The organism is Streptomyces sp. NPDC015127 (assembly GCF_043080095.1).
GTDB lineage: Bacteria > Actinomycetota > Actinomycetes > Streptomycetales > Streptomycetaceae > Streptomyces.
Map to the genome: position 1 here is coordinate 49,430 of NZ_JBIBVE010000007.1, position 22,418 is coordinate 71,847.

Below are 22,418 nucleotides of genomic sequence, written 5' to 3' on the forward strand. Positions count from 1 at the left end.
GGTCCGCCCCGCTCATCCCACCGTGCCGCGTTGCGGGCCGCGCGCCAGGGGTGACCAGGGCTGATCCGGCCGGGTGACACGTTCGGCAAGGCGGGTGCCGTCGGGTCAGCGACGCTCGCGGTGGCGGCGAGCGGCGCGAGAGGGTGCCCTGACGGATGCCGGTCCGGCAGTCCTCACCACATCAGTCCGGAATCTGGTCCCGTCTCCACCGGCCCGGCGATGCACCCGCCCGGTTCAGCGCGCAGTGCTGCTGCATCCCACCGATGGGCTCTGCCGCCGCGCCACTCGGCCCACTCTGGGCGTCCCTGGCCGAACTGTCTGCCGTGTTCGCCGCGTACGAGATTCCGCTGGACCCGCCACAGTGCACACCAGCGGAGCTCCGCAAGCAGTGGCCGAGGTGGTGAAGTGGCGGCTCGCCGCCCAGTAAGGACGCATCGCCCAGAAGGTGCCGAGCCTGCTCGAGGACACCCTGCGGCACCTCCACACAAGCCGTGAGCCGGCCGCTGCGCCATGGCTCGACCGTCCGACGAAGTCGTGGGAGGTATGAGGCACGGTGCTCAACCCCCTGTGTGGAGTTCGCCCGCACAGGGGGTGGCGAGGGTGTCTCTTCGCAAGCCCGCGGTCGTCCGGCTGCCCGACGTAAGACCCTCAAGGGCGAGCTGCGGGACGGTTCGGCGCCGCCCCCGCGCTAGGGTCTTTCGTTTGGATCAGGCCGGATCAGTGAGTGGGGGTCCCCCCACGCCCGCAGGGCGTAGGGGGAGGGACTGGTGCGTGCGATCGCAAGGCGGAGGAGGGAGACAATGGCGGAGCCATGGCGACCGACGACAACGCGGCGAGCGTGCGTGCCAGGGCCCGCGAGCCCGGCATGATCCAAACGAGAGGCCCTAGCCCTCCCGCGTGCTCCGCAGGTCCACGATCCGCTTGATCTTGCCCACCGAGCGCTCCAGTGTCTCCGGGTCCACCACCTCGACGGCGGCCGAGACCCCGATCCCGTCCTTCACGGCCGCCGCGATCGACCGCTCGGCGGCCGTGCGCTGCTCCGGGGTCGCCTCGGCGCGCGCCTCGGCACGGACTGTCAGGGCGTCCAGGCGGCCCTCGCGGGTCAGCCTGAGCTGGAAGTGGGGAGCGACATGGGCCGTGCGCAGCACGATCTCCTCGATCTGCGTGGGGAAGAGGTTCACCCCGCGCAGGATCACCATGTCGTCGCTGCGGCCGGTCACCTTCTCCATCCGGCGGAAGACCCTCGCCGTGCCCGGCAGCAGCCGCGTCAGGTCACGCGTGCGGTAGCGGACGACCGGCATGGCCTCCTTGGTCAGCGAGGTGAACACCAGCTCGCCCTGCTCGCCGTCCGGCAGCACCTCGCCCGTGAACGGGTCGACGATCTCGGGGTAGAAGTGGTCTTCCCAGATGTGCAGCCCGTCCTTGGTCTCCACGCACTCCTGCGCCACGCCGGGGCCCATCACCTCCGACAGCCCGTAAATGTCGACGGCGTCGATGGCGAACCGCTCCTCGATCTCCCGGCGCATCTCCTCCGTCCACGGCTCGGCGCCGAAGATGCCCACCTTCAGTGAGGTGGCTCGGGGGTCGATGCCCTGCCGCTCGAACTCGTCGAGGAGCGTGAGCATGTACGAGGGGGTGACCATGATGATCTCGGGCCGGAAGTCCTGGATCAGCTGCACCTGCCGCGCCGTCATCCCGCCCGACGCGGGGATGACCGTGCAGCCGAGCCGCTCGGCGCCGTAGTGCGCGCCGAGTCCGCCGGTGAACAGGCCGTACCCGTACGCCACATGGACCTTGTGGCCCGGGCGGCCGCCGGCGGCGCGGATCGAACGGGCCACCACATCGGCCCAGTTGTCCAGGTCCCGCTCGGTGTACCCGACGACGGTGGGCCGGCCCGTCGTCCCGCTGGAGGCGTGGATGCGGCGCACCTGGGACTGCTCGACGGCGAACATCCCGAACGGGTAGTTGTCCCGCAGGTCCGTCTTGGCGGTGAACGGGAAGCGGGCGAGATCGGCGAGCGTACGGCAGTCGTCGGGGCGCAGGCCTGCCTTGTCGAAGGACGCGCGGTAGAACGGCACGTTCTCGTACGCGTGGTGCAGGGTCGCTCTCAGCCGCTCCAGCTGCAGTGCCTCCAGCTCGTCCCGCCCGAGCCGCTCCGCCGCGTCCAGCAGGTCCGTCATTCGCCGTACTCCCGTCCCAAAACGGACTACCGATCATTCGGTCGTGCTGTTCGGGATCAGTAATTCAGCCCGCGCCGCGGTCCGTCAAGGCATGTGCACAGACCGGCACGACGGCCCGCGCGGCTGCGCTGTCCGCGTAAGTCCGTTGCGATCGCCCCGGCACCTGGCGAGGATCACCGCCATGGGGACCTTCCGCACATACGACGGGACAGAGCTGGCCTATGAGATCACGGGGAAGGGGGAACCGCTCATCTGCCTGCCCGGCGGTCCGATGCGGGCCGCGTCCTACCTCGGCGATCTGGGCGGGTTCGGCGCACACCGCCGGCTGGTGCTGCTGCACCTGCGCGGCACCGGGGACTCCGCCGTCCCGGCCGATCCGGCGAGCTACCGCCGGGACCGTCAGGCCGATGATGTGGAGGCGCTGCGCGAGCACCTGGGGCTCGACCGCGTCGATCTGCTCGCCCACTCGGCGGGCGCCGGACTGGCCCTGTACTACGCCACCCGCCACCCCGGGCGCGTACGGTCCCTGACCCTGGTCACCCCCGACACGAGTGCCGTCGGCATCCCGGCCACTCCTGAGGACCGCCGGGAAGCGGCTCTGCTGCGGTCGGACGAACCCTGGTACGAGGCGGGGATCGCCGCACTCGACGAACTGCGGAGCGGACAGGAGTCGCCCGAGATCTGGGACGCGGTCCGGCCCTTCATCTACGGGCGGTGGGACGAGGCCGCGAGGGCTCATGCCGCCGCCAGGGAAAGCCAGTTCAACTTCGGGGCCATCGCGCACTTCTATGCCGAAGGCGCCGACGATCCCGCCTCGGTCAGGGCCGCGCTCGCCGGTGTGCGGGCCCCGGTGCTCGTCCTCGCGGGCGAGCTCGACGGCGGCCCACGCCCCGCCCGCGCCGCCGAACTCGCCGCGCTCTTCCCGGACGGCCGCTGCGTCGTCCAGGCGGGCACCGCGCACTTCCCCTGGCTCGACGACCCCGGCGCCTTCACCCGTGCCGTCGCCGCCTTCCTTGACCCGGACGTGCACAGCCTGCAGACGGGCGGCATCCGGCTGGCGTACCGCGTGTGGGGTGACGAGAACGCCCCGCCGGTCGTCCTGGCCCACGGCCGCTGCGGTGACAGCAGCCACTGGACGCACGTCGCCGAGCGCCTCGCCGCGACCCGGCGCGTGTACGCCGTCGACCTCCGCGGCCATGGTCTCAGCGAGTGGCCCGGCGCCTACGGCTACGCCGCCTTCAGGGACGACCTCGCCGCCTTCGTCAAGGCCCTCGGCCTCGGCCCTGTCGACTTCGTGGGCCACTCGATGGGCGGCGGCGCTGCGCTGCTGCTGGCCGAGCAGGAACCGGAGCTCGTACGCAGCCTGGTGGTCGAGGAGCCCCCGCCGATGCTGCCCCTCGACCCGCAGCGTCCGCCGGCCGTCCGACCCGACGGGCCACTGGACTTCGACTGGCCGCTCGTGCCCGCCACGGACGCGGAGCTCAACGAGCCCGACCCTGCCTGGTGGGACCGCCTGGAGTCGATCCAGGCCCCGACCCTGGTGATCGCCGGCGGGCCGGCGAGCAGTGTCCCCCAGGACCGCCTCGCCGCGCTGGCGGCGCGGATCCCGGGCGCACGCCTGGTCACCGTCGACGCTGGGCACCTCGTGCACGAGACCAGGCCGGAGGAGTTCCTGGCCGCGCTGAGGGAATTCGGCCTCTGACGGACCGCGGCGCCCGCGACGACGCACCGGTCACGCCCCGCACCGGTGCGTGACCGGTTGGTACGTACGGGCCCATTGCGGCGGCGCAGACCGCCCGGGACGCGGTAGTCGGCCGGGATCCGGGGAAGATGGCGAAGAGAAGTTGAATCCCGCAATCACCCCGAGGTGAAGGAGTCCGCGATGCCTCAGCCAGAGGGAGCCGCGCTCGAGGCCGTCCGCGCCCGCCGCGAGGAGCTGCGGCAGCGCTATCTGCGGCCACCGGGCGACCGGCCGGCGACGACTGCCCGCGGTATCCACCATGTGGCGTTCATCTGCCGTGACGTCGAGGAGACCATCCGCTTCTACCAGGAGTTCCTGGGCTTCCCGCTCGTGGAGATCGTGGAGAACCGTGACTACCGCGGCTCGACCCACTTCTTCTTCGACATCGGCAACAACAACCTGCTGGGGTTCTTCGACTTCCCCGGTCACGAACACCCGCCCGCCACGGAGACGATCGGCGGCGTGCAGCACATGGCCCTGTCCGTGGACGCGCAGCACTACACGGCCGCGCGCAAGAAGCTCGACGAGGCCGGAGTGGAGTACCTCGGGCCCGACCGCGGGGTCGAGGAGAGCCTGTACCTCCACGACCCGAACGGGGTGCCGCTGGAGCTGTACCGCGAGCGGCTCGGCATCTTCAACGGGGAGCAGATCCTCGAGACCGTCGCCGAGGACTGAACGGGCCCGGGCCCCCGCCCGCCGTGTGCGGCCGCGCACCACTTCCGGCTGCCGGCTGCCCTACGTACGATCGACGCCGATTCGTCGACCGGGAAGGGAACCCGTGCATCTCACCTCCTCCGCAAGGCGCCTGGCCACCAGCGGTGTCGTCGGTACCGTCGCGGCGCTCGTGCTCGCAGCGTTTCCGGGCGCCGCGTCCGCCGCCCCGCATCCGGAGCCGCACGCGGCCGCCACCGCCACGACCGTCGGCCCCACTGCCCCGGCCACCGCGCTGCATGCCGTCGCCGACCTCGCCGCCCAGCGGCTGGCGACCGCCGGCCTCGTCGCCGCGGCCAAGTACGGCACGGGCGGCCCGATCGACGATCCCGTGCGTGAGCAGCAGGTTCTCGACGCCGTGGCGCAGCATGCCCGCGAGATCGGCGCTGACCCGAACGAGACCGTACGGGTCTTCCGCGACCAGATCGAGGCGAACAAGCTCGTCCAGCGGGCGCTGTTCAGCCGCTGGGACGCCCACCCGGGCGAGGCGCCGACCGAGCGGCCCGATCTGGGCCAGGTGCGGCAGGAGATCAACCGGATCAACGGCGCGCTCGTTCGGGCCCTCGCCGAATCCGCGGCGCTGCGGCACGCACCGTCGTGCGACGGCCGCCTCGTCGCCGCAGCCGCGCATGTGCGCCACGAGCACCGCCTCGACGCGCTGCACACGACGGCCCTGGCCCGTGCCCTGCCGTCGGTCTGCGCACCCCGCTCCTAGAGGCCCGGCGGCGACCGGCCGATCTGCCCGTCAACTCCGGCGCGTCGTCGGATCAGGGTCGGCGTCAGGGGCCGGGTCAGGGTCCGCGTCACGTCCCGGGCCGGCGGCCGACGCCACCGCCCGCGCCCAGCGGTAGTCCGCCTTGCCGCTGGGCGAGCGCTGGATCTCCTCGGTGATCACCAGCTGCCGGGGGATCTTGTAGCCGGCGAGACGGCCGCGGCAGTGCGACCGCAGGTCCTCCAGTGTCGGCGCGGCGGCTCCCGACCGCGGTTGGACCACCGCCGCCACGCGGTTGCCCCAGGTCCTGTCAGGCACCCCCGCGACCAGCGCGTCGTACACGTCCGGATGGGACTTGAGGGCTTGCTCGACCTCCTCGGGGTACACCTTCTCGCCCCCCGTGTTGATGCACTGGGATCCGCGGCCCAGGACCGTGACGATGCCGTTCTCGTCGACCGTCGCCATGTCCCCGAGCAGTACCCAGCGCTCGCCGTCGCGCCGGAAGAACGTCTCCGCCGTTTTGCGGGGGTCGTTGTAGTAGCCCAGGGGCACATGGCCGCGCTGCGCGATGCGGCCCGGTTCGCCGGGCTTCACCGGCTCGTACGTCGCCGGATCGACCACTGCCGTACGGGAGTTGACCCGCAGCCGGAATCCGTTGTCCGGTCCCGAGTCGTCGGTCGCCGTGCCGTTGAAGCCGGACTCGGACGAGCCGAAGTTGTTCAGCAGCAGCACGTTCGGGGCGAGCGCGGCGAACTGGGCGCGCACCGTCTCCGACATGATCGCGCCGGAACTGGACACGCTGAACAGCGCCGACAGGTCGCAGCCCCGCAGCGGACCGCTGAGCGCGTCGATCAACGGCCTCAGCATCGCGTCCCCGACCAGGGACACACTGGTCACCTTCTCCCGCTCGATGGTCCGCAGCACCTCGTGCGGCACGAACTTGCGGTGCAGGACGACCCGTTGGCCGAAGTCGAACCCGATGAACGCGGTGAGCGTCGACGTGCCGTGCATCAGCGGGGGAGTGGGGAAGAAGGTGATGCCGTCGCCGCCCCCGGCGACCCGCTGGGCCAGCTCCTGCGGCGACGACACCGGCTCCCCGGTCGGCGCCCCGCCCCCGAGGCCCGAGAAGAACAGGTCCTCCTGACGCCACATCACCCCCTTGGGCATGCCCGTCGTGCCGCCCGTGTAGATGATGAACTGGTCGTCCCCGGAGCGCGGCGCGAACCCGCGCCGCGGGGACGCGGCCGCCTCCGCGTCGGCGAAGGCCGTCGCGTCGACGAGCGGCGCGCCGTCGGGCGGTGTGCCGACCCGCAGCAGATGGCGCAGCCGGTCCGCACGGGGCAGGGCGCCGGCGACCCGCTCGGTGAACTCGGCGTCGAAGACGAGCGCCGCCAGATCCGCGTCGCGGTAGAGGTAGACCAACTCCTCCTCTACGTAACGGTAGTTGACGTTCACGGGCACGATGCGCGCCTTGAGGCAGCCGAGGACCGTCTGCAGATACTCCACGCCGTTGTACAGGTGCAGGCCCAGGTGCTCGCCGGGCCGGAGGCCCGCGTCCAGCAGGTGGTGGCCGATGCGGTTGGCCGCCGCGTCGAGCCCGGCGTAGGTCAGGCGACGCTCGGCGCCCGTGCCCGGGTGGTCGATGTAGACCAGTGCCTCGCGGTCGGGGACCACGTCGACGACCGACTCGAACAGATCGGCAAGGTTGTACTCCACCGCTCCTCCTGTCCCCGGCGAACTTCGGCCCGGCCGTCATTAGAGCGCCGGGCGGCACAAGTGGGAAGGCCCACCGCAAACAAATCTGACTGGTTGTCAGAAAACTCTTGAACTGGCACTCCGCCTGCTGCAACCTGTTCCAGTCACCGGACGGGAGGCCCGCTCATGGGACGAGACGGCGGTACCGAACACCTCACCGTGCGGCGCGAAGGCGCCACACTGGTGCTCACCCTCAACAGGCCCGAGGCGAGGAACGCTCTGTCGATGGCGATGCTCGTCGGCCTGTACGACGGATGGCTGCGGGCGGACGAGGACGACACCGTGCGCTCCGTCGTCCTCACCGGAGCGGGCGGCAGTTTCTGCGCCGGCATGGACCTCAAGGCGCTCGCCGGGCAGGGCATGGAAGGGCAGCGCCACCGGGACCGGATGAAGGCCGACCCCGATCTGCACTGGAAGGCGATGCTCCGGCACCACCGGCCCCGCAAGCCCGTGATCGCCGCCGTGGAGGGCCACTGCGTGGCCGGCGGCACCGAGATCCTCCAGGGCACCGACATCCGCGTCGCGGGCGAAGGCGCGACCTTCGGGCTCTTCGAAGTACGCCGGGGACTGTTCCCGATCGGCGGCTCGACCGTACGGCTGCCGCGCCAGATCCCGCACACCCACGCCCTGGAGATGCTGCTCACCGGCCGTGCGTACAGCGCCGACGAGGCCCTGCGGATCGGGCTCGTCGGCCGCGTCGTGCCGGACGGCACCGCACTGGAGACGGCACTCGGCATCGCGGAACAGATCAACGCGTGCGGCCCGCTCGCCGTGGAGGCCGTCAAGGCGTCCGTCTACGAGACGGCCCGGATGACCGAGGCGGAGGGCCTGGCCGCCGAACTCAAGCGGGGCTGGCCGGTCTTCGACACGGCGGACGCGAAGGAGGGAGCGCGGGCCTTCGCGGAGAAGCGTGCCCCGGTGTACCGCCGGGCCTGATGTTCCCCGCCCCGCCCCTTTCCGAACCGGGTCGCGCAGCGAAATCCAGCCCGTTCAGGGGGAGATTGACGTGCGCAGCACGGTACGGAGTCCGGGGGCGGAGCCCCCGGTTACGGGATGGGGGTACCGCCCACGGCCGCCAGGCCGTAGGGGGAGGGCGGGGTGGGGGAGACGCCCCGCGCAGCGGCACGCACCCGCACCCGCATCCCCAGTCCCGCCGGCCTACGCCCCCTGCAGAAGGAGCCCCCATGACACCCGGTCCCGCCCCCCAGGCGCTCACCGCGCCGATGGTCGTCGAGTTCCCGTTCACCCGTTCCCTCGGGCCCGTCCAGAGCGCCTTCCTCACCGGCCTGCGCGAGACGACCGTCCTCGGCGTACGCACCGGCGACGGCAAGGTGCTCGTCCCGCCCGTCGAGTACGACCCCGTCACCTCCGACGAGCTGCGCGACCTCGTCGAGGTCGGGGCCACCGGCACCGTCACCACCTGGGCCTGGAACCCCGACCCCCGCCGCGGCCAGCCGCTCGCCACGCCCTTCGCCTGGGTGCTCGTCCGCCTCGACGGCGCCGACACCGCCCTGCTGCACGTCCTCGACGCGCCCGGCCCCGACGCCGTGCGCACCGGCATGCGGGTGCGCATCCGCTGGGCCGCGCAGCGCACCGGCGCCATCACGGACATCGCCTGTTTCGAGCCGTACGACGCGGATCCCCACGGCGGCCCACCGATCGCCCGCCCGCACAGCGGCGTCTTCCCCGACCCCGTCACCGGTATCGTCACGCCCGCCCGGCTCGACTACACGTACGCGCCCGGCCGGGCGCAGAGCGCCCACCTCGCTGCGCTCGCCGAGCGCAGGATCGTCGGCGAACGCTGTCCCCGGTGCCGCAAGGTCTACGTCCCTCCCCGCGGCGCCTGCCCCACCTGCGGAGTGGCGACCTCCGAACAGGTCGAGGCGGGTCCCCGCGGGACCGTGACCACCTTCTGCATCGTCAACATCAAGGCCGCTCATACCCCGAACCTCGACATCGAGGTGCCCTACGTCTACGCGCACATCGCCCTCGACGGCGCCGACCTCGCGCTGCACGGGCGCATCGGCGGCATCCCGTACGACCAGGTGCGCATGGGGCTGCGCGTCGAACCGGTGTGGCGGGACGGCGCCCGGCACCCCGACCACTACCGGCCCACCGGCGAGCCCGACGCCGACTACGACACGTACAAGGAGCTGCTGTGACGCGGTACGCCAGGGACGTGGCCATCGTCGCCTTCGCGCAGACCGACCACCGGTGCCGCACGGACGACGTCTCCGAGGTCGAGATGCTGATGCCGGTCCTCCACGACGTCCTCACCCGCACGGGCCTGACGACGGGCGACATCGGCTTCACCTGTTCCGGTTCCAGCGACTACCTCGCCGGACGTGCGTTCTCCTTCACCATGGCCCTCGACGGAGTGGGTGCCTGGCCGCCGATCAGCGAGTCGCACGTCGAGACCGACGGCGCCTGGGCCCTGTACGAGGCGTGGGTGAAGCTCCTGACGGGCCAGGCGGACACCGCGCTCGTCTACGCGTACGGCAAGTCCTCGCCCGGTGACGTACGCGCGGTGCTGAGCCGTCAGCTCGATCCGTACTACCTGGCCCCGCTCTGGCCCGACTCCGTCGCCCTCGCCGCCCTCCAGGCCCAGGCGCTCCTCGACGCGGGCATCGCCGACGAGTCCGCCTTCGCCGCGGTCGCCGCCCGCAGCCGGGCCGACGCGACCGCCAACCCCCACGCTCAGCTGAAGGCCGCCGACCCTCACCCTCAGCCGAGGGCCGCCAACCCTCACGCTCAGCTCCAGGGCGAGCGTCCGGCCGATGACCACCTCGTCCGGCCGCTGAGGGTCGCCGACTGCCCGCCAGTCGGCGACGGCGCGGCCGCGGTGATCCTCGCCGCCGGCGACACCGCCCGCCGGCTGTGCTCCCGGCCTGCGTGGATACGCGGCATCGACCACCGCGTCGAGGCCCACGCGCTCGGCGTACGGGACCTCACCGACTCGCCCTCCACGCGCCTGGCCGCCCGGCACGCCGGAGCGTTCGAGCGGCCCGTCGACACCGCCGAACTGCACGCCCCGTTCAGCTCGCAGGAGATCGTCCTGCGGCGAAGTCTCGACCTCGACGACAGCGTGAGGGTCAACCCGTCCGGCGGAGCGCTCGCCGCCAACCCGGTGATGGCCGCGGGCCTGATCAGGCTGGGCGAGGCCGCCGCCCGGATCCACCGCGGCGCGTCGGACCGGGCCCTGGCCCACGCCACGTCCGGCCCGTGCCTCCAGCAGAACCTGGTCGCCGTCCTCGAAGGAGAGACCTGACATGCCCCATGAGCCCGTGGCCGTCGTCGGCATCGGCCAGACCAAGCACGTCGCCGCCCGCCGTGACGTCTCCATCGCCGGACTCGTCCGCGAAGCCGCCCTCCGGGCCCTCGACGACGCCCAGCTCACGTGGGCCGGTATCGACGCCGTCGTCATCGGCAAGGCGCCGGACTTCTTCGAGGGCGTGATGATGCCCGAGCTCTATCTCGCCGACGCGCTCGGCGCCGTCGGCAAACCCCTGCTCCGCGTCCACACCGCCGGATCGGTCGGGGGCTCCACCGCGCTCGTCGCCGCCAACCTGGTCGCCGCGCGCGTCCACGGCACCGTCCTCACGGTCGCCTTCGAGAAGCAGTCCGAGTCCAACGCCATGTGGGGCCTCTCCCTCCCGATCCCCTTCCAGCAGCCCCTCCTGGCCGGGGCCGGCGGCTTCTTCGCCCCGCACGTACGCGCCTACATGCGGCGCACCGGCGCACCGGACACGATCGGCTCCCTCGTCGCCTACAAGGATCGCCGCAACGCGCTGAAGAACCCGTACGCCCACCTGCACGAGCACGGGATCACCCTGGAGAAGGTCCAGGCGTCGCCCATGCTCTGGGACCCGGTGCGCTACTCCGAGACCTGCCCCTCCTCCGACGGGGCCTGCGCCATGGTCCTCACCGACCGCGCGGGCGCGGCCCGTTCCCCCGCGCCGCCCGCCTGGATGCACGGGGGCGCCATGCGCAGCGAACCGACGATGTTCGCGGGCAAGGACTTCGTCTCCCCGCAGGCCGGAAAGGACTGCGCCGCCGATGTCTACCGGCAGGCCGGCATCACCGACCCGCGCCGCGAGATCGACGCGGTCGAGATGTACGTCCCGTTCTCCTGGTACGAGCCGATGTGGCTGGAGAATCTGGGCTTCGCCGCCGAGGGCGAGGGCTGGAAGCTCACCGAGTCCGGCGTGACCGAACTCGACGGCGACCTGCCCGTGAACCCCTCGGGCGGAGTGCTGTCCACCAACCCCATCGGAGCCTCCGGCATGATCCGCTTCGCCGAGGCGGCACTCCAGGTGCGCGGACAGGCCGGGGAGCACCAGGTCGACGGCGCCCGCACGGCACTCGGCCACGCCTACGGCGGCGGATCGCAGTTCTTCTCCATGTGGCTCGTGGGAGCGGAGCCGCCCACCACCTGACGCGGCAGCGCGCCGCGCGCTCCGCGCCCTGTCCGTGACCGGGCGCCCTCGCTAGTCTGGCCCCGGAATCGATGTGGGAGGAGCAGGGACGTGGCCGACAGCACCACCACCACTACCACGCAGGTGTTCTCCGGCTGGGAGAAGCCGGAGCTGGATCTCAGCGGCGCCGACTGGCAGTCGGGCAGCCAGGGAGTGGGTGACGTCCAGATCGCCTTCGTCGAGGGCTTCATCGCCATGCGCAACGCCGGCCGGCCCGGGAGCCCGTCGCTGATCTTCACCCCCGCCGAATGGCGTGCCTTCGTGCTGAACGCGCGCGACGGCGAGTTCGATCTGACCTGACCGCACGGGGCGGCGGGAGGACTCCGGCAGCAGGGTTACGGTGGTCCGCATGGCCGCGCATGCTCACTCGCTCGTACTCGACCTGGCCCTCACGATCCGCCACGACGGGCGTGGGGGCGTGGCCGACGACCTGGCGGAGACCGCGGGGCTGACCGAGTGGGTCCGCCTGCACGCGGAGGACCTCGACGGTGCGGGGACGGCCGGGACGCCGGCCCCGCAGCCGTTCGGTGCGGCGGCCTTCGTCGCCGACGAAGCGGGGCTGGCCGCCGTCCGCGACGTGCGCGCCGCCGTGCGGTCGCTCTTCGCGAGGGCCGTACGGCCCGGACCGCCCAGCCCCGCCGACGCGCGGCGGTTGCTGCCCGCAGACGAAGCCCTGGCGCGGCTCAACGGCGCCGCGGCGGCCGTGCCGGTCGTGCCGCGGCTGGAGTGGGCCGATGACGGAGCCCCCCTCGCCGTGTCCCGCGCGGCCGGGACGGTCCCCGCGTACGAGGCGCTGACCGCCACCCTCGCCCGCGCGGCGATCGCCTTTCTCGCGAGCCCCGACCGGGAGCGGCTAAGGGCCTGCCACGCGCCGCGCTGTGTGCGGTACTTCCTCAAGGAGCATCCGCGCCAGGAGTGGTGCAAGCCCTCGTGCGGCAACCGCGCGCGCGTCGCCCGCCACCAGGAACGCCACCGGACGCCCACGCCCTGACCGTCCCCGCGACGCCACCGCCGTCGACTCGCCCGCCCTGCGGACCGGCGCCGCGCCGAAGGCCGCGTTCGAGGTCGCACGTCGCCGTGCCCGACGGGGCTGGCGCTCGCCAACCCTGGCGGACCCGCGCCGCCCCGAAGGATGCGATCGACGTCCCGCGTCGCGTGCCCCACGGCATTACGTCGCCTACGTCGACGTGCCGGTCGACGACGACCGCCGGCCACTGTTGGCGGGCCCGCCCGCACCCGGTCGGTTCTGGTGCGGCCCTGGCCCGGTCTTCCGGCACGCGTGGGCGGATCAGACCCCGAACAGCCGGTCGTTCCCCTCATGCGATGCGCCCCAGCGACGTCGGGACCCCGACGGCCGTCGCCCGGCGAGGCAGGGAGCGGCCGTTCCCGATCAAGCCGACGTGATGCGGGCGGTAGGTGGTCGGCGAGCTCCCGCCGGGTCACCGGCGGCGGACGCGCCGACCGCGGAACGAACCGGGTCCGGCCCCGCCCCACGCCGCGGTTGCCTGGGAGTGCTCGTGCTGGGATCCGGCCCCGCGCCGCGTGGCGCGGCCGTGCGAAGGGCCGGCCCAGGCCCCGCTTCGGCGCCGCCCGGTCGCCGGTTCGGGGCTCCGGCCCCGGGCCGCCCAGCCGTCCGGCCGCCGGTTCCGGCTCCGGGCCGAGCGCGCCGCACGCGCTCACGCCGCCGCCGGCAGCGCGTCGGGCGCCGGGGACCTGGGCCTCCGCCACGCCACGTGCGAGGCGAGGGGCGACACCACGCCCCCGGAGCGGCGCATCACGCGGACGTCTGTGTCGCGTCGCGGGCCGGTCCCGCCGAGCCGTTGATCTTCTCGATCGCCTGGCGGGCGTGCTCGCCCGGCGTACGGGACGTCAGCGACGACACGGGCGACGCCACCGGCGGCAGGGGTGGAGCCGGATCCGGCGTGGGCTTGGCGCGGACCGCGGACCGGGTGCGCAGCCGGTGCCCCGCCGCCTCGTCGAGGCTCACGGGCCGCTGCATCCGAGCGGCGAGCCTGCCCGCCTCCTGACCGAGTGCCGCCACGTCCTCCCAGGCCAGTCGGACCACGAGACGGACCTCCGCCTCGCCGTCGGGAAGGGCTTGCAGATCGGGGCTGATGCGGTCGTTCATGGGCTGATCCTCACGTGTGGGTACGGATCCTCGTCGGCGCGCTGCTCTTCAGGACAACGGGTGCGCCCAGGGGTACGGGCGCGAGGCCGGACGCGTTCAAGGTCGTTCGAGGCCGCCGCCCCCGGGGGTGCCGCGCGCCCGAGTGCGCCCCGGGCGACAGCGTCCCCGACCACGTGCGACAGGGCCCCCGCCCCGACTCGGCCGACCCCGCGCGGACACGTACCATGGCGGTTATGTCGTTTCTCCGCCGCCGCAGCGCCGCCACACCCGCGGGTCCGGACTTCGATGTCCTGGCCATGGACCCGGGCGACTGGCCCGGAAATCTCGGCGCCGGTCTGCTGCCTGCTCCCGACGGCAGCTGTCAGGGCGTCTTCCTGCGCTACGACCTGTTCGGCGGCCGCGGCCCCGCGATGATCATCGGCAATCTCCCCGAGGGCTCGCCCGCCCGCGAGGTCGAGGAGGGCGAGATCCCCTTCGAGGTCGCCCAGCTCCTCATCGCGCTGGAGAACGACGAGCCGGTCGAGGTGGTCGACGTCGAGGACACACCGGTGATGCAGGGCGACAACCTCCTGATCGTCCGGCGCGTCAAGCTCTCCGAAAGCCGTATCTCCTGCGTGCAGTTCGACCGCAGCGACAACGTGCTCGTGACGATCGCCAGCTGGGACCGCCCGATCACCGACGACCTCTACGCGCTGCTCAAGCCGCTGCCCGCGGAGCTCTTCCAGCAGGGCTGACCACCTCGCCCCACGGCCCACTGCCCGGGGAGAACCCCGGGCAGTTCTGTTGTCCGCGCGGGCCGTCCGGCTACACGCGCACCTCCGCGTGCTGAGCGGGCAGACCCAGCCGGAACGCCGACGTGCCCAGCCCCGCGGGCGTGCCCAGCCGCCATGGTGCCGCGCCCCCGCGCAGATCCTCCTCGCGGTAACGCCGCACGTGCCGGTGCCAGTTGAGAATGCCGGCGAGCCAGTCCTCCAGCTCGCGCACATAGGCGCCGAGGGCCGCCCTCGCCTTCTCCTCCAGCGCGAAGTCCTCGCACAGCAACGGTAGTTCGTGCTCCTTCACATGCAGGAACTCGCGCAGCCGTGAGCGCATCAGCTCGTCCGTCATCGCGGCGGCCGTCGGATAGTCGCAGTCGAAGAAGGTCTGGACGACCAGGACGGCGTTGTGGATCTCGCCCTCGTACTCGATCTCCTTCTGGTATGAGAACAGGTCGTTGAGCAGGCAGGCGTAGTCCGCCGCGGAGTTCTCCAGGCTGCGCAGCGGGCCGCTCGCGTAGATCTCGGGCGGGAGCTCGCCCTCGTGGCGCAGCCGGGCCAGGCTCATGGTGAGGTCCGAGCCGAACGTCAGGCGGCGCATCTCCATGTAGTCGACCGGGTCGGGCACACGGTGCTGCGCCTGGTTGTGCAGCTCCCACAGCCAGCTGTCCAGCATGACGTCGATCGCCCGGCGCAGGGACTCCCGGGCACCGGGCGACATCGGCCCCGCCGTGCGGGCCCACAGGTCGGCGAGACTGCGCTCCATCGGGGCGACCGCGAGGGCGGCGCCCGCCTCCGGTTCGTCGACCGGCATGCACGCCTTCAGCCGCTCGTTCGACAGCCTGGCACCCGCGAGGTCGCGCGTCCGGCCGTAGACCACCGGGTAGTAGTCGTCGCCGTACGTCCCCCACGTCAGCCATTCGGCACTGAGCTCCAGCTCCTCCGGCGTGGCGTCCGGGTCGAGGCCGGCCGAGCACAGCGCGAAGTCGAAACCGGCGAGCTTCGCCTCGTCCCAGATGTCGTTCAGCAGCCCCATACGGCCCGCCCAGGCCAGTGACTTGGTGCGTGCGTCGTCCAGGTGGGGGCTGAGCGAGAGCGGGAAAGGCAGGTCGAACGCGGGCAGCCACGACGGGCCCACCGGCCGCGGCCGGTGCGTGAGCGTCCGCAGCCGCGCCGCGGCGGGGCGGCCGAACAGTGTCCTGATGTCGAGGGCCGACATCCCGAGCGCCCCGTCGAGCGGCGCGGGACCGGTGTCCACGCCCTCGTTCATGTAGCGGCTGGAGCGCATGTGCCACTCGTGGCCGCCGGACTGCCAGTCCTGGAGCCCCTTGGCATAGGCGGCGACCGCCGCGCACTCCGCCGGGCTCAGCCCCTTCTCCACGCACAGGGCGGGCACTTCGGTGAGCGCGGTGTTCTCGAACTGCTGGACGCGGGAGGTCAGCAGGTCGTTGACGGCGTCCGCAGCCTCCTGTGTCGTACAGCCCAGGAACGTCTCCAGGACCAGCACGCCGTTGCTGTTCTCGCCCTCGTCCTCGACCTCGCGCTGGTAGGAGAACAGGTCGTTGCGCAGATGCACCGCGTCCGAGAACGTGTCGCGCAGCACCCGCAGCGGACGCGAGCCGGCGACGGACTCGGGGACCTCGGCCTGCGCCGCGTACTCCACGAGCCCCGCCGACCAGGGCGCGCCGCCCACCTTGCGGCGCATCTCGATGTACTCCAGAGGGTTCGCGATGCGGCCCTCGTTGATGTTGGACAGCTCCCACATCGACTCGTTGAGCAGGTTCTCGGTGGCGAGCGCGAAGCGGGCGCGCCAGGCGGGGGACATGGCGGGCACGGTGCGCGCCCACAGATCGGCGAGGCCCGCCTCGACCGGATTCGTCGGCTCGGGCGTCCCCCGGGAAAGGTCCATCGGCATGAACGCCGGGAGCCGGTCCAGATACGCTTTGCCGCCCGCCCGGTCCTGGGTGCGCTTGAAGACCTCCAGGAAGTGGTCGTCGAAGAAGAAGACCCACACGTACCAGTCCGTGACCAGGCTCAGCGCCTCCGTGTCGCAGTCCGGATGCGTATAGGCGCAGAGCAGCGCGTAGTCGTGGGCCGCGAGGTCGCTCTCCTCCCAGATGCCGGACCCCTCCAGCATCCCCATCCGCCGTGCCCACTGCGTCGTGTGCTGCCGTGCCTCCTCCACGTGCGGGTTGAGCCGTGCCGGATGGGGCACGTAGAAATCCGGCAGTTCGAAGGGCTGTGCCATAGGAGTCAGGGGCCTTTCGGTGAGCAGCCGCGCATCCGGGCGCGCGGACCGGTCGTGGTCGGCCCAGCCCTACCCTTCGCCCAACCGGCGTACGCACTCGGGCGATTAGTCATACAACCCCTCAAGGGGGGCGGGGTGGCGCCGGACCCCACGACCGGTGCCACCCCGCAGCTCCACTGAGGCCCCTAGCGGCCCCTCACCTCCACGTCGGACGCCTTCACGAACGCCACCCGGTGCCCGAACTGGATCTCGTAGTACATCTCCTCGCCCCGCACCACCCGGTGACCTGCCGTGTCGAACGTCGTCGCGTACAGGTACTCGCCCGGAAGCCGGTCACCGACCACGTACTCCTGGCCCGCGCGCAGCTTGTACGGCAGCGGGGACACGGACTGCACCGGCACTCCCGCCGGGTACGCCGACGCCTCCGGGTACGCCCGCCCGTACACCGGCACCTCGGCCGGCCCGTCCCTCGGCGTCAGCACACTCGCCCGCGCGGGCACCGCCGTCGGCTCCGTCCGCGGATTGTGGAACCACGCCTTCTGGCCCAGGTACCAGATCGCCGTCCAGTCGCCCTCGCGGCCGGCCACCGCGTACTGCTGCCCGGTCGAGGCCCGCGCACCGGTGTCGTTCACCCCGGTCGTCGAGTCCTGACCGCCCGGTCGCAGCCCGATGTCCTTGACCAGCGGCGCGCTCTCGCTCGGCCCGGTGTGCAGCCGGACCGCGCCCGAGCCGTGCGGCGTGCACGCCTCGCCCGCCTTCGTGCAGCCCGTGTAGAGCGGCCGGTTCGCGTCGTAGTCCGGACGAATCGTGACCACCGCGCTGTCCGGACCCGCCTCGGGTGTGAACGGGCGGCCCAGCAGCGTGAAGTAGTGCGCCCAGTCCCAGTACGGCCCGGGGTCGGTGTGCATCCCCCTGATCGTGGCCGTCGTCGTCCCCGGCACGTTGTCGTGGCCGAGGATGTGCTGACGGTCCAGGGGAATGTCGAACCGGTGGGCGAGGTAGCGCACCAGCCGCGCCGAGGTGCGGTACATCGCCTCCGTGTACCAGGCGTCCGGCGACACCAGGAAACCCTCGTGCTCCAGACCCACCGACTTGGCGTTCACGAACCAGTTCCCGGCGTGCCACGCCACGTCCTTGAGCGGCACGTGCTGGGCGATGTGCCCGTCCGACGAGCGCAGCGAGTACTGCCACGACACGTACTGCGGGTTCTGCACCAGCCGCAGCGTGGTGTCCCAGGTGGCCTCGGTGTCGTGGACGACGATGTACTTCACCGACTGCGAGTGAGGCCGCTGCGCCTTGTCGTGGTTGCCGTAGTCGCCCTCCCCGAACTCCTCGTACGGCGCCGGGATCCACTCGCACGCCACCGAACGCGGGCACTCCGTCCGGGCCGCGTCGGCGGTGCGCAGACCGAGGTCCGCCACCTGCGCACGGTCCGGCGCCACCTCCGGGTCGGCCGCGAGCGTCATGCGCTGACCGCTGTCCGTCGTCCGAGCCTGGCCCGTGCGGATCACGTCGAACACATCGTCGGCGTACGTCGTCGCCGTCGCCACGTCGTCCGCACCCGAGAACCGGGCCACCGCGCCGTACCACTGCGCCGGATCGTCGCTCGGCGGACGGCCCAGCGACTTCTGTGCTTCGGCGAGCAGCGCGGCACCACCACGGACGTTCGCCGCCGTGTTGTCGCGCAGTTGCTCCGGATCGATGCCCGACACCTGTGCCGCCCGCTCCAGCGTCCGCAGCCGCGGCGGCAGCGCCGCCGGCTCCGGCAGCGGCGCGTCGGCCACCGTGCGCGCCGGCCGCGCGTCGTCGCCCCGCGCGTCCTCCGCACCATGCGAATGGTGCGGGGCCTCGGCCAGCGCGGTCCTCGCGTCGGTCAGGTGCATGGGGCCGTAGCCCCCGGTGACGCTGGCGGCACCGCCGTGCGCGTCCCAGCGGGACTGCAGGTACGACACGCCGAGCAGCACGCTCTGCGGCACATCGAACTCGTCGGCGGCCGCCGCGAATTCGCGCTGCAGCGCGGAGGGAGAAGGGCGCCCGTCGGCGGTCGCCGACGGCCCCGAGGAGAGCAGAGGCAGCAGCAGAGCGGCGGCGGCCACCGCCGCGCCCGCTGTCCCTGCCTGTCGTCGGCGAGTGCTTCTGGAACGCGCGCGGGCGAATCCTTGCAAGGCAGCCTCCCAGGACGGATGGTGCGCGGCCGGACAGCCCTAAGGGGTATCGGCTTCCGTACGATCCGTCAATCATGCTCAGCCACAAGGAATTTGCACGTCAGCACACGTGTCGGGGACTTTCGCGACGACGGCTCGCGGGCCTGCGGCGCGTCAGTGGCATGGACCAATGTCCCGTTAGCCCGGCCGGCCCACCCGAACCGCGACGAGACACGCGTCGTCGTCGTGGACCGTGCGCACGTACTCCTCCGCCAGCCGGTCCACGATCTGCTGGGGCGAACGGTTCGCGCACGCCGTCAGCGACTCGGTCAGCGCGGCGATGCCGTCCGTGATGTCCGCGTCGCGCCGCTCCACCACACCGTCCGTGTAGAGCAGCAGCACGTCGCCGTCCTCCAGCGGGAAATCCGCCGTCTCGTACGCATGTCCCGGCAGCGCCCCCAGCAGCGGCCCCCGATGGGCCGCGGACAGCGCGAAGGCATGACCGCCGCGCAGCAGCAGCGGAGCCGGATGTCCCGCACATGTCCAGCGCAGGGCCCGGCCTGCCATGATGTGGCCCACCACCATCGTCGCCGTTGACGGTGCCGGCTCGCCGCAGATCAGGTCGTTCAGCCAGGTCGCGACATCACCGGGTTCCGCACCCGTGTGTGCCAGTCCGGCCATCGCGTAACGCTGCTGGGCCATCCGTGCCACCGCGTCCAGGCCGTGACCGCTCGCGTCTCCGATGGCGATCAGCGCCCGGCCGTCGGGCAGCGGACGGCACTTGTACCAGTCGCCGCCCACCGCCGCGTCGGGCTCGGCGGGCAGATAGGCGGCGGCGACCGAAAGTCCGAGCTCCGCCAGACCCTCGGCATACGTCGGCACCAGCGCCTCCCGCAGCACCGATGCCACATGGTGCTCCGCCGCGGCCTGCTGCCGCAGCCGCTCCGCCTCCCACTGCTTCTCCACCAGACGCCGCCGGCTGCGCATCTGCGGCGTCAGATCACGGGCCACGACCTGCACCGCCCAGGGCCGCCCGTCCGTCCCGGCGACCGGCCGGCCCAGCAGGTCGACGGTCCGCACCTCGCCCAGCACTCGGAACCGGATGCGGGTCCAGGCCGGTTCCTCGCCCGCCAGCACCGACGCGATGAACTCGCCGAACGGACCCACGTCCGCCTCGACGAGAGCGTCGCACAGCTCGAGCAGCGACCACGGCAGCTGCGGGTCCGTACGGAAGATCCGCTGCAACCCCTCGGACCAGTCGACCGCACCGGACAGCAGGTCCCAGCGGCCCCAGCCCATCGAGGCCAGGTGCTGCGCGTCGATGGTCAGCAGCTCCGCCTGGCTGCGCACCGGCCGCCAGGTGGTCAGCACCTGGTCGCCGCACGAGGCCGCGTAGTGCACCAGCTGGACGCGCCGCAGCCTGCCGTGCCGCTGCTCGGTGTAGTCCACGACCAGGCCGCCCAGCGAGCGGCCCGTCGCCAGCACATCGCTCAGCGCGGGCAGCAGCCCGCTGTCCGCCGCCCCCGGGCGTGCCGCCAGGAACCGCTGGCCCACCTGCTCGTCGGGGGAGACCAGCCACTGGGCCGAACGGATGTGGTTGCCGGCCCGGATGACGAAGTCGACGATCGTACCCGCGTCGTCCCGTACCGGCGCGAGCAGCGCGGCGGACACGGGGATGGCGGGGAGCGTCGAGCAGACGCAGGTCCAGGGGTCGTGGTCGTCGCCCGCGTCCCAGCAGGAGTGGGAGGCGCCGTTGCCCTGACCGCAGGGGCACTGGACCGCTGATCCGGACGGGATCTCCCTCGCCGGTGCCTGCGCGGCGGCCGCCGCGGACTCCGTCCGGTCGCGTACCTCGTGACGGAGGGTCGCGATCTCCCGCTGGATGAACGCTTTGAGCGAGGGCACATCGGTCGGGTGCGGAAGCGTCATGAGCGGCCCACCGCACCCTCGTCGACGACCCCTGTGCCGGGAACGCCCATGGTCCGGTCTCCCTCGTCGTCGGCCCACCCCGCCACGCCGGGACACCGCCGCGCCAAGATCGTTCGACGACGAGCCTAGGGGGAGCCGCAGCGAACGTGCGACCGTGCGCCGCCATACGAGGCAGCTCCCGTACGCCGGTTCGGCAGGACGGAGCAGAGCGGTGGCCCCGACGGCCCACGACAGTGCGCTGCGCGCCCGGTGTGTCGGCACCGGGCGCGCAGCGCGCTTCCCCCTCGTCCGGCGGTCAGCGTGTGCCGACCGCCGCGCGCACGGCCCTGCGGGCCATGGCGCAGTCGTCGTGCAGCCGCCGCAGCAGCAGTCGCTGCTCCTCCCCGGCCGCGAGCCCCGCTGCCGGTGCCTGACCCCCGACCACGGGCGGCGCCTCCCGCATGGTGCGCTGCACGGCCGTCTCGTACGTCCGGATCTCCCGCGTCAGCACCAGCATCAGATTGACCAGGAACGCGTCCCGGGCGGCCGTCCCCGACTGCTGGGCCAGCTGGCTGATCTGGCGGCGTGCCACCGGAGCGTCCCCGAGCACCGCCCACAGCGTCGCCAGGTCGTACCCGGGCAGGTACCAGCCGGCGTGCTCCCAGTCCACGAGCACCGGACCGGTGGGGGAGAGCAGGATGTTCGACAGGAGCGCGTCACCGTGACAGAACTGGCCCATGCCCTGCCGGCCGCCCGCGTGGGCCAGACCGTGGAGCAGCTTCTGCAGATCGCCGAGGTCCCGGTCCGTGAACAGACCCAGCTCGTGGTAGCGCGAGATCCGCGAGCCGTAGTCCAGCGGCGCGTCGAACATCCCGGCGGGCGGCCGCCAGGAGTTGAGCCTGGCGACGGCGCCGAGCGCCGCCCGCACGTCCGCCCTCGGGGGCGCCTCGACGGGATGCCGGGCGAGAGCCGCGGGACGGCCGGGCATCCGCTCGATCACCAGCGTGCAGTTCTCCGGGTCGGCGGCGATGAGCCGGGGCACCCGGACCGGTGGCCGGTGCCGCACGAACGCACGGTAGGAAGCTATTTCGTGGCGCAGCGACTCCGCCCACGCGGGAGAGTGGTCCAGTAAGCATTTGGCGACCGCGGTGGTACGCCCCGTCGTTCCGACGATGAGTACGGAACGTCCGCTGCGGCGCAGTACCTGCACCGGATTGAACTCCGGGCAGATCCGGTGCACCGACGCGACAGCCTTGCGCAGCTGCGCGCCCTGGGGGCCGGACAAGTCGATTCTCCCGCTGAGGGGGTGGCCGACCGCACCGGCCGGCCTGTGTGACCGACCGGTGTGAGCGGGGGCGAGATACGGTCCGGAGCCGGCCGGGACAGCCGGACGCTGCGGCCGGGGCGGGGCGGACACGGAGGACGATGCTGTGTACATGGGAGATACAGATCCCTTCGTGTGCCGACAAGTTGCGTGCGCTGCCCCGCTCCGGACGTACCGGAGGCAACACCCTGGGGAATGTGCCCCTGGCAGCCGGAGCGAGGTGGCGCGTTCCTACCTGACACCGGGCCGCGGGTGGCACACCATCTGGCGGACCCTGGCGAACCCTGGCGAATAGTCGCCAGCCCTATGACAGGGGGTTACTGTCAACTCAGCCGAG

The 22,418-nt window shown here is 72.4% G+C and carries 17 protein-coding genes; 10 read left to right on the forward strand and 7 right to left on the reverse strand.

The window, feature by feature from the left end:
* Window positions 1–884: 884 nt before the first annotated feature.
* Window positions 885–2,180: a phenylacetate--CoA ligase PaaK gene (gene paaK, locus ACF08N_RS15400; protein WP_392325104.1), complete on the reverse strand. Its 1,296-nt coding sequence runs from the start codon at window positions 2,178–2,180 to the stop codon at window positions 885–887.
* A 181-nt stretch (window positions 2,181–2,361) separates the two neighbouring features.
* On the opposite strand from paaK, the gene ACF08N_RS15405 reads away from it, so the two are divergent.
* The 3 genes from ACF08N_RS15405 to ACF08N_RS15415 all read left to right on the forward strand — a co-directional run bounded on the left by ACF08N_RS15405 (window position 2,362) and on the right by ACF08N_RS15415 (window position 5,347).
* Window positions 2,362–3,882: an alpha/beta fold hydrolase gene (locus ACF08N_RS15405; protein ID WP_392325105.1), complete on the forward strand. Its 1,521-nt coding sequence runs from the start codon at window positions 2,362–2,364 to the stop codon at window positions 3,880–3,882.
* A gap of 180 nt (window positions 3,883–4,062) precedes the next feature.
* On the forward strand, window positions 4,063–4,596 hold the full coding sequence (locus tag ACF08N_RS15410; protein WP_392325106.1) for a VOC family protein: 534 nt from the start codon (window positions 4,063–4,065) through the stop codon (window positions 4,594–4,596).
* A gap of 103 nt (window positions 4,597–4,699) precedes the next feature.
* The gene (locus ACF08N_RS15415; protein ID WP_392325107.1) at window positions 4,700–5,347 is read left to right on the forward strand and encodes a chorismate mutase; all 648 of its coding nucleotides are present in this window, start codon (window positions 4,700–4,702) and stop codon (window positions 5,345–5,347) included.
* A gap of 30 nt (window positions 5,348–5,377) precedes the next feature.
* Here the strand turns inward: ACF08N_RS15415 and ACF08N_RS15420 are convergent, their stop codons facing one another.
* Window positions 5,378–7,060 carry an acyl-CoA synthetase gene (locus ACF08N_RS15420; protein ID WP_392325108.1) on the reverse strand — a complete coding sequence of 561 codons (1,683 nt, stop codon included), beginning with the start codon at window positions 7,058–7,060 and terminating at the stop codon, window positions 5,378–5,380.
* A 165-nt stretch (window positions 7,061–7,225) separates the two neighbouring features.
* Between ACF08N_RS15420 and ACF08N_RS15425 the strand changes: the two genes are divergently transcribed.
* The 6 genes from ACF08N_RS15425 to ACF08N_RS15450 all read left to right on the forward strand — a co-directional run bounded on the left by ACF08N_RS15425 (window position 7,226) and on the right by ACF08N_RS15450 (window position 12,565).
* Window positions 7,226–8,035 (forward strand): crotonase/enoyl-CoA hydratase family protein, encoded by an 810-nt coding sequence (locus tag ACF08N_RS15425; RefSeq protein ID WP_392325109.1) that lies wholly within the window; start codon window positions 7,226–7,228, stop codon window positions 8,033–8,035.
* Between the two features lie 248 nt (window positions 8,036–8,283).
* Window positions 8,284–9,261 (forward strand): Zn-ribbon domain-containing OB-fold protein, encoded by a 978-nt coding sequence (locus ACF08N_RS15430; RefSeq protein ID WP_392325110.1) that lies wholly within the window; start codon window positions 8,284–8,286, stop codon window positions 9,259–9,261.
* Entirely contained in the window at window positions 9,258–10,367 is a 1,110-nt protein-coding gene (locus ACF08N_RS15435) for a thiolase domain-containing protein (protein WP_392325111.1), read from the forward strand. Before ACF08N_RS15430 ends, ACF08N_RS15435 begins: the two co-directional genes overlap by 4 nt.
* A 1-nt stretch (window position 10,368) precedes the next feature.
* On the forward strand, window positions 10,369–11,535 hold the full coding sequence (locus tag ACF08N_RS15440) for a thiolase domain-containing protein (protein WP_392325112.1): 1,167 nt from the start codon (window positions 10,369–10,371) through the stop codon (window positions 11,533–11,535).
* 90 nt (window positions 11,536–11,625) lie between these two features.
* Window positions 11,626–11,874 (forward strand): DUF397 domain-containing protein, encoded by a 249-nt coding sequence (locus ACF08N_RS15445; protein ID WP_392325113.1) that lies wholly within the window; start codon window positions 11,626–11,628, stop codon window positions 11,872–11,874.
* Between the two features lie 49 nt (window positions 11,875–11,923).
* Window positions 11,924–12,565 (forward strand): CGNR zinc finger domain-containing protein, encoded by a 642-nt coding sequence (locus ACF08N_RS15450; protein ID WP_392325114.1) that lies wholly within the window; start codon window positions 11,924–11,926, stop codon window positions 12,563–12,565.
* Between the two features lie 783 nt (window positions 12,566–13,348).
* Here the strand turns inward: ACF08N_RS15450 and ACF08N_RS15455 are convergent.
* Window positions 13,349–13,702, reverse strand: coding sequence for a hypothetical protein (locus ACF08N_RS15455; protein WP_392325115.1), 354 nt, complete (start codon window positions 13,700–13,702; stop codon window positions 13,349–13,351).
* A gap of 233 nt (window positions 13,703–13,935) precedes the next feature.
* On the opposite strand from ACF08N_RS15455, the gene ACF08N_RS15460 reads away from it, so the two are divergent.
* The gene (locus ACF08N_RS15460) at window positions 13,936–14,436 is read left to right on the forward strand and encodes a hypothetical protein (RefSeq protein WP_177147993.1); all 501 of its coding nucleotides are present in this window, start codon (window positions 13,936–13,938) and stop codon (window positions 14,434–14,436) included.
* A gap of 70 nt (window positions 14,437–14,506) precedes the next feature.
* Here ACF08N_RS15460 and ACF08N_RS15465 read toward each other — a convergent pair whose 3' ends face one another.
* The 4 genes from ACF08N_RS15465 to ACF08N_RS15480 all read right to left on the reverse strand — a co-directional run bounded on the left by ACF08N_RS15465 (window position 14,507) and on the right by ACF08N_RS15480 (window position 22,195).
* Window positions 14,507–16,705 (reverse strand): germacradienol/geosmin synthase, encoded by a 2,199-nt coding sequence (locus tag ACF08N_RS15465; protein ID WP_392325116.1) that lies wholly within the window; start codon window positions 16,703–16,705, stop codon window positions 14,507–14,509.
* Window positions 16,706–16,890: 185 nt separating this feature from the next.
* On the reverse strand, window positions 16,891–18,870 hold the full coding sequence (locus ACF08N_RS15470; protein ID WP_392325117.1) for an N-acetylmuramoyl-L-alanine amidase: 1,980 nt from the start codon (window positions 18,868–18,870) through the stop codon (window positions 16,891–16,893).
* A 177-nt stretch (window positions 18,871–19,047) separates the two neighbouring features.
* On the reverse strand, window positions 19,048–20,778 hold the full coding sequence (locus ACF08N_RS15475) for a PP2C family protein-serine/threonine phosphatase (RefSeq protein WP_392325118.1): 1,731 nt from the start codon (window positions 20,776–20,778) through the stop codon (window positions 19,048–19,050).
* Between the two features lie 295 nt (window positions 20,779–21,073).
* Window positions 21,074–22,195: an aminoglycoside phosphotransferase family protein gene (locus ACF08N_RS15480; protein WP_392325119.1), complete on the reverse strand. Its 1,122-nt coding sequence runs from the start codon at window positions 22,193–22,195 to the stop codon at window positions 21,074–21,076.
* Window positions 22,196–22,418 lie beyond the last annotated feature (223 nt).